This is a genomic window from Facilibium subflavum, from assembly GCF_003574485.1.
Classification (GTDB): Bacteria; Pseudomonadota; Gammaproteobacteria; order Francisellales; family Francisellaceae; genus Facilibium; species Facilibium subflavum.
On sequence record NZ_QLIT01000007.1, the window covers coordinates 35,799 to 42,243 of the forward strand.

Consider the following 6,445-nt stretch of genomic DNA (forward strand, 5'->3'; position numbering starts at 1 on the left):
CATTTATTTCATTACTTTATAATGTAACATAAATCCAGCAAAACTGAATCTCGCTTATGGCTATTCTTAAATAAAAATATAAAAAATCAGTGTTTCTGATTACTTTGTTGACAATTGTACCGCAAAACCACGACGATACCGCATATCAATCTCACTAATCACTTTATGATCCGGCACGATGATTTCAGATAGATGAGATAATAATGTTTGTAGTTTTTGCATCATATTCTCACTGCCAAGCATTATCGTGATTTTATTTGATAAGACAACAGACCACTGGTTACCATGATAACGCAATTGCTCTATTTGTAATTGATGCTTACTTGTAATCTGATACAGTGCATCATACATCGTTTTCATCTGTTTTTTATTATATTCTTGACCATCAAACAAGGGTAACTCAACCTTTTCTCCTTTCTGTTGAAAGTATTTTGGCGTGATGATTTCATCATTATCAAGCAGGATCTGCTGGTGATTTTGCCAATAGGCAACAGGCGTATATTGCGCAAAGGTAATTGATAATTTATTTGGCCATGTTTTTGTCACACGCACGCTTTTAATACCAGGATAAGCTAAAAGCTTCTCTGACAAAGACTTAACATCCAACCCAAACCAGGTATCCTTTTGATAGGGCTTTACCATGTCAATAACGGCTTTTTGAGAAATAAACATCAATGGTTGTGTGCTTTGAACTTCAACCTTAGCTAATGTTGCGGCATTTGATTGTGTATAGTGGTATATCAGCACACTACAGCTGAGTATTACCGCAAGAAAAATTAAAATTTTGGTATAAAATCGCACAATCATAAAGATGTCTCTAAAATTTTAAGCACCAACGTTTCAAAATCCCAACCAATTTGTTTAGCCGCTTGCGGCACCAGGCTTAAATTTGTCATGCCAGGCACGGTATTGACCTCGATTAAAAAAAGCGCTCCAGTTGTGGATAATATAAAATCAACACGCCCCCAACCAGTACACTTTAAAGCGCTATAAGCCTTTAACGCTATTGTTTTTAACTTTTGCTCGGTTTCAGCACTGACCCCACTTGGACAATGATAGTTGGAACCTGAAATATATTTTGCATCATAATCATAAAATTCATTGGAAGGCTCAATCCAAATAGAAGGTAATACTTGATCTTGAACAATTGAAACCGTAAGCTCCTTGCCTTGAATCCACTCCTCAGCCATGACCAAACCATATTTTGATGCTAAATCATAAGCATCTGCCAGTTGCGCCTTTGAATCAACCCGTGTAATACCAACACTAGAGCCTTGTTCAACCGGTTTAATCGCCAAAGGAAAAGATAAGCCATCGATGTTTAAGTCTGTATCCAATAATTTATACTTTGGTGTTAACATGCCTTTTGACTGCCAAATATCCTTGGCCAATATTTTATCCATGGCTAATGCACAGCCTAACATGCCACTGCCTGTATAGGGGATATTCAACATATCCAAAAGTGATTGTACATGACCATTCTCGCCATCTTCACCATGAAACATAATGATACAGCGATCGATTTTCTGCTTCATCAAAGCCGCAACAAGCGCATCACCACTTGCATCAATCTCTATAACATCAATGCCTTTATTTTTCAAAGCCTGGCTGACAGCGCTACCCGAGCGCAATGAAACCTCTCTTTCAGCAGAATCTCCACCAAATAAAACAGCAACCTTACCAAATTTTTGTCTTATATCCACTTCACCACTCCACACCACTGTATCTTGCCTTTGTCTCATCTGCCAATATCTTAGAATGACTATTGTTTTTTTGCTAGCCTTCTTTGGCGAAAAAAGTCACGTAACAGCTTACTTGCCTTATCAGCTAAGATACCACCGGTGATATTAAGCCTATGATTTAAAAAGGATGCTTCATGAAGATGTGCTTGAGAGCAGACAACACCAGCCTTTGGCTCGTTTGTTGCATAATAAACATGCGATAATCTTGCATGTACCATCGCACCTAGGCACATCATACAAGGTTCAAGCGTGACATACAACTGACAATCAACTAACCGGTAATTACCCACGGTTTCCGCCGCTTGCCTTAAGGCCACAACCTCAGCATGTGCTGTTGGATCACAAGACATGATAACTTGGTTGAATCCACAACCAATAACCTGATTATCTCTAACAACGACTGCACCAATTGGCACCTCATTGTTGGCTTGTGCTTTTTCTGCCTCACAAAGCGCTTGCTTCATGAAAAATTCGTGCTGGTTATCCATAATATGCTATACGTTTATGTTTTGCTATATCATTGCAGGAATTTCCATTAACACAATCAAATAGCATTTACATTTTTTCAAAAATAGGCTATGTTTGCGCCAATAATAACACAATTAGTAAGTGTCACAATGGCTTATTTTATTTATGATAACATGCAAGCAATTGATGTTTATGGTCATGACTGCACACATTTTCTTCAAGGTCAACTTACCAATGACTTGACAGTGCTTAGCGCTGAAATACCTTTACAATTAAATGCACTTTGCAATTTAAAAGGACGTGTTATCAGCCTTTTCTTTGTGCGTTTTATTGCCAAGAACAGATTTATCATCATGCTGCCACAAAACCTTGCTGATCGTATATTAAATGAGCTTCAAAAATATGCAGTCTTTTCAAAAATAAGCTTTGAGCCCGTTAAAGATTACCACTTGGTATTTAGTAATACAAAGCCAAGGCAAGACAAGCACAACTGGCTATTTCAGCATGCCATCTTGCATCGTAATGAAATAAACTCACATATTCAATCCACCTTGACCTGGCAAGATGTGCAAAAGGAAAATATTTGCCAACAATTGTCCTGGGTTGATAGCTATAACAGCGAAAAATTCTTACCGGCTGAGCTTAATTTAGATCAGTTTAAAGTCATCGCCTATGACAAAGGTTGTTTTAAAGGCCAGGAAGTTATTGCCAGAATGAAATACCGTGGCACACTTAAAAAAGAACTCATCAGCCTTAAGGTTGAAGGTATGGCTGAGATGCAGGATAAATTATTTGATCCTGATCATAAGGTGATTGCTGATATTGTTAATATGGTTATTGTGGATAACAAGGCCTATATTCTGGCGGTTTTCAACCAATCTAATATCGAAAAAGGCATTATACTGGCAGATGACCTAAAAACGCAGATTATTGCCTGATATGCATCAATTAAACCCACAACAAAAAGAAGCGGCCTGTTATATTGATGGGCCTTTACTCGTTTTAGCAGGTGCTGGCAGTGGAAAAACCAGTGTCATCACTGAAAAGATTGCTTATCTTATCCAAAATTGCGGTTATAAGGCTGGCAATATTTTAGCGGTTACCTTCACAAACAAAGCCGCCAAAGAGATGAAATCACGTGTTGTTTCACGGCTAAAAAATGAGAATACGCGCGGTTTGCAAATCTCCACATTCCACACACTTGGCTTAAATATTATCAAAAAGCATCATCTCGAGGTTGGATTTAAGAAAAATTTCACGCTTTTTGATGATCAAGACACGTTAACGCTAATACATGAAATTGCCTATAGTGCTTTTCAAGCAACAAAGCAGGTTGCCGGTGAAATTAAACATCAGATTTCTTTATGGAAAAATGGGTTACTGGCGCCGGAAAATATAGTGCTTGATTCACAAAGCACACAACAAAAGCAGGCGCATGAGGTCTATATACAATACCAAAAATACCTTAAAGCCTACAATGCCGTTGATTTTGATGATCTGATTTTTATTCCTGTACAATTGCTGCAAAATAATCAAAACGTCGCTGAGACTTGGCAGAGAAAGTTTCATTATGTCTTAATCGATGAATATCAGGATACGAATGAAAGCCAGTATAAACTCATGCAATTACTGGTAAAAACACGCCAGCAATTTACCGTAGTTGGCGATGATGATCAGTCCATTTATGCCTGGCGAGGCGCTAAACCCGAGAATTTATCAGCACTGAAGGAAGACTACCCACATTTAAAAGTGGTTAAGCTTGAACAAAACTACCGTTCAAGTGGGCGAATCTTACATGCAGCAAACACACTTATTGATCACAACCCACATTTATTCAACAAGAAACTATGGTCAGCACATCAATATGGTGACCCTATTCGTGTGATTCTTTGTAAAAATGAAGATGATGAAGCACAACGTATTGCCAGTGAGATCCTGACACACAAACTACATAAGCAAACGCAATTCCATGATTATGCAGTACTGGTTCGTGGCAACCATCAAACCTATTTATTAGAGCGCTATTTCCAACTGTACAAAATTCCCTATGCATTAAGTGGCAGCGCATCTTTTTTTGCAAAAATGGAAATTAAAGATGCCTTAGCCTATTTTAAATTATTGATTAATCCAGATGATGATTGTGCTTTTTTGCGTGTAATTAACACACCAAGACGTGAGATTGGGCCCAACACATTACAAGGGCTTGGTGAATATGCTGGCAAACGCCATTTAGCCTTATTCCATGCCATTGACGAAGTTGGACTACAAACCCATTTAAAACCAGCAGCGATTGAAAAACTCAAGCAATTTAAGCAGTTTATTACCAATTATCAGCAACAGGTAAACACAACACAAGAAGCCTTGTCTTCTGTGCTATACCAGCTACTGCAGGATATTCATTACCGTGATTGGCTTGTTGATAACACAAGCTCATTGCAACAAGCCGAAAAACGTTTTGAAAACGTTACCGATTTAATTGGTTTTATTTGTGATAAATCAACGCCAGATGATACTGAATTTAGTTTTGCTGAGACGATTAACCGGCTACTTTTATTGGATATTATTGACAGACAACAGTCACAAACACAAAATGATCAGGTTCAGATATTAACCGTGCATGCCTCAAAGGGGCTTGAGTATCCACATGTTTATATTATGGGTGTTGAGGAAGGCTTATTGCCACATCAGCAAAGCATTGACGATGGCATGGTTGAAGAAGAAAGGCGTCTTGCTTACGTTGCCATTACCCGCGCTAAATATTCATTAACCTTAACCTTAACAAAGGCAAGGAAAAAATTTGGCGAGACCATGAGCAGCACACCCAGCAGATTTATCGATGAACTGCCCCAGGATGATATCAGCTGGATTGGCAGACAAGCCTCAACACAAACTGAACGCCAGGATAAAGCAAAGAGTAATATTGCCGCTTTACGGGATAAATTTAAGCAATCAAACTAAAGGAATATTCCAAAACCTTAAAACAATAACCTAGTAAATAGTTACTTGATAGGGCATACAGACAATAACAAATGAAAAGATCAATCTTAACATCAAGTTGAATGTTGTTACACAAAGCAGATTACAAGGCTTTTAAACTAACTGATCATCTTTTCTGATTTTAAGCCATGAACTGACTATGATAACAAGTACAGCTAATGCAACACCAATAATAGTATCCGCTGCTCTCATTAATGAGTTAATTTGAGGGATAACATCACTATTTAGCATACCAAAACCAGCCATGCCTGCAGCTGTTACACTCGCAGTAACAATACCTCTTTGATATTTCACAAACCCTGTTACAAGAATACTAATGCTTACCGAGAGAAAAATAGATGTGTAGTGATAACCAATCAAGTAACAGACAATGGCGCTGATTACACATCCAATCATAGAGCCTATAATGGTTTCCTTTGCAATGGAAATAGCATTTTTTGCCAACCATTGTAAAACAACAAGCCCACTTAACATGCACCATAAGCTATCCAGTTGTGTTTGCCCATCCCTTAAGAGGATGCTTACAAAGAATCCTGCACCAAAGCATATTAATGCAACAATGCCAGACTCAATCGCATTATAAACTAGCATAATGTTTTTATTTTGCATACAGTGTTAACCCCCAAACCAAAATAATCATGGCAATTTACCTTTAAACACAGAATATTGCCTGACTGAATTTGTCCTCTTTATAATAAAAAATGGTGCGTAATAAAATTTATTACGCACCATTTTTTAATGACTCCCCCAGCCAAATCACTTTAAACACAAATAATTGTTTTTGTATTATGATAATAATCGATTTTGAAAGCTTAAATGTTACTAAAGTGTATTTATTTGTAAAATAAAGCATCCAACACTAAAACGCTTAAATGATTATACCATTCGTAAACTATTTTATACCTATCAAAACTGATTCAGATAAAATATAGATTTCATCACACTACAGGACACCTGTAAATAATTTTTGATATTTCTGCTTCCTTCGCCTACAAAACACCATTAAGATTGATTGCAAGATTTTGCTACTATCAATAGCTAATTTCATCAGCGCACAGCTAATAAAGTCCAGGCCAACTCTTACCATTGAATGCTGTGGAAAACCATGCTTTTTCAACTTTTGCGGCTTATGCTTTAAAATAAGCTCTCCCTGTCTATATGCCCAAATAAACGCAATGCTTAATACAAAAAGCAGGTTACTTAGCCTGTCTGGATGCGTCATGTGCGTCTGCTCCCAG

The 6,445-nt window shown here is 37.5% G+C and carries 6 protein-coding genes and 1 pseudogene; 2 read left to right on the forward strand and 5 right to left on the reverse strand.

All coding sequences use genetic code 11. From position 1 onward, the window contains the following. Nucleotides 1–99: 99 nt before the first annotated feature. Genes DNK84_RS01125 through tadA form a run of 3 tightly spaced genes read right to left on the reverse strand, consistent with a single transcriptional unit; the run spans nucleotide 100 to nucleotide 2,230 of the window. Entirely contained in the window at nucleotides 100–747 is a 648-nt protein-coding gene (locus DNK84_RS01125; protein WP_162902140.1) for a cell division protein FtsQ/DivIB, read from the reverse strand. 56 nt (nucleotides 748–803) lie between these two features. Continuing rightward, a complete protein-coding gene (locus DNK84_RS01130; RefSeq protein WP_208123225.1) occupies nucleotides 804–1,703 on the reverse strand; it encodes a D-alanine--D-alanine ligase in 900 nt (299 codons plus the stop codon). Between the two features lie 59 nt (nucleotides 1,704–1,762). Next, nucleotides 1,763–2,230 carry a tRNA adenosine(34) deaminase TadA gene (gene tadA, locus DNK84_RS01135; protein ID WP_119342739.1) on the reverse strand — a complete coding sequence of 156 codons (468 nt, stop codon included), beginning with the start codon at nucleotides 2,228–2,230 and terminating at the stop codon, nucleotides 1,763–1,765. A 90-nt stretch (nucleotides 2,231–2,320) separates the two neighbouring features. On the opposite strand from tadA, the gene ygfZ reads away from it, so the two are divergent. Beyond that, on the forward strand, nucleotides 2,321–3,148 hold the full coding sequence (ygfZ, locus tag DNK84_RS01140) for a CAF17-like 4Fe-4S cluster assembly/insertion protein YgfZ (protein WP_119342740.1): 828 nt from the start codon (nucleotides 2,321–2,323) through the stop codon (nucleotides 3,146–3,148). Nucleotide 3,149: 1 nt separating this feature from the next. Further along, nucleotides 3,150–5,168, forward strand: coding sequence for a UvrD-helicase domain-containing protein (locus DNK84_RS01145; protein WP_119342741.1), 2,019 nt, complete (start codon nucleotides 3,150–3,152; stop codon nucleotides 5,166–5,168). Nucleotides 5,169–5,300: 132 nt separating this feature from the next. Here the strand turns inward: DNK84_RS01145 and DNK84_RS01150 are convergent, their stop codons facing one another. Together DNK84_RS01150 and DNK84_RS01155 are read right to left on the reverse strand one after the other, a co-directional pair. Beyond that, the gene (locus tag DNK84_RS01150) at nucleotides 5,301–5,816 is read right to left on the reverse strand and encodes an FUSC family protein (RefSeq protein WP_119342742.1); all 516 of its coding nucleotides are present in this window, start codon (nucleotides 5,814–5,816) and stop codon (nucleotides 5,301–5,303) included. Nucleotides 5,817–6,150: 334 nt separating this feature from the next. Beyond that, a pseudogene (locus tag DNK84_RS01155) lies at nucleotides 6,151–6,445 on the reverse strand (hypothetical protein); the annotation flags it as partial.

Coding starts and splice junctions, on each gene's coding strand:
- DNK84_RS01145 (WP_119342741.1), top strand. CDS start 3,150: ATGCATCAATTAAACCCACAACAAAAAGAAGCGGCCTGTTATATTGAT.
- tadA (WP_119342739.1), bottom strand. CDS start 2,230: ATGGATAACCAGCACGAATTTTTCATGAAGCAAGCGCTTTGTGAGGCA.
- ygfZ (WP_119342740.1), top strand. CDS start 2,321: ATGTTTGCGCCAATAATAACACAATTAGTAAGTGTCACAATGGCTTAT.
- DNK84_RS01150 (WP_119342742.1), bottom strand. CDS start 5,816: ATGCAAAATAAAAACATTATGCTAGTTTATAATGCGATTGAGTCTGGC.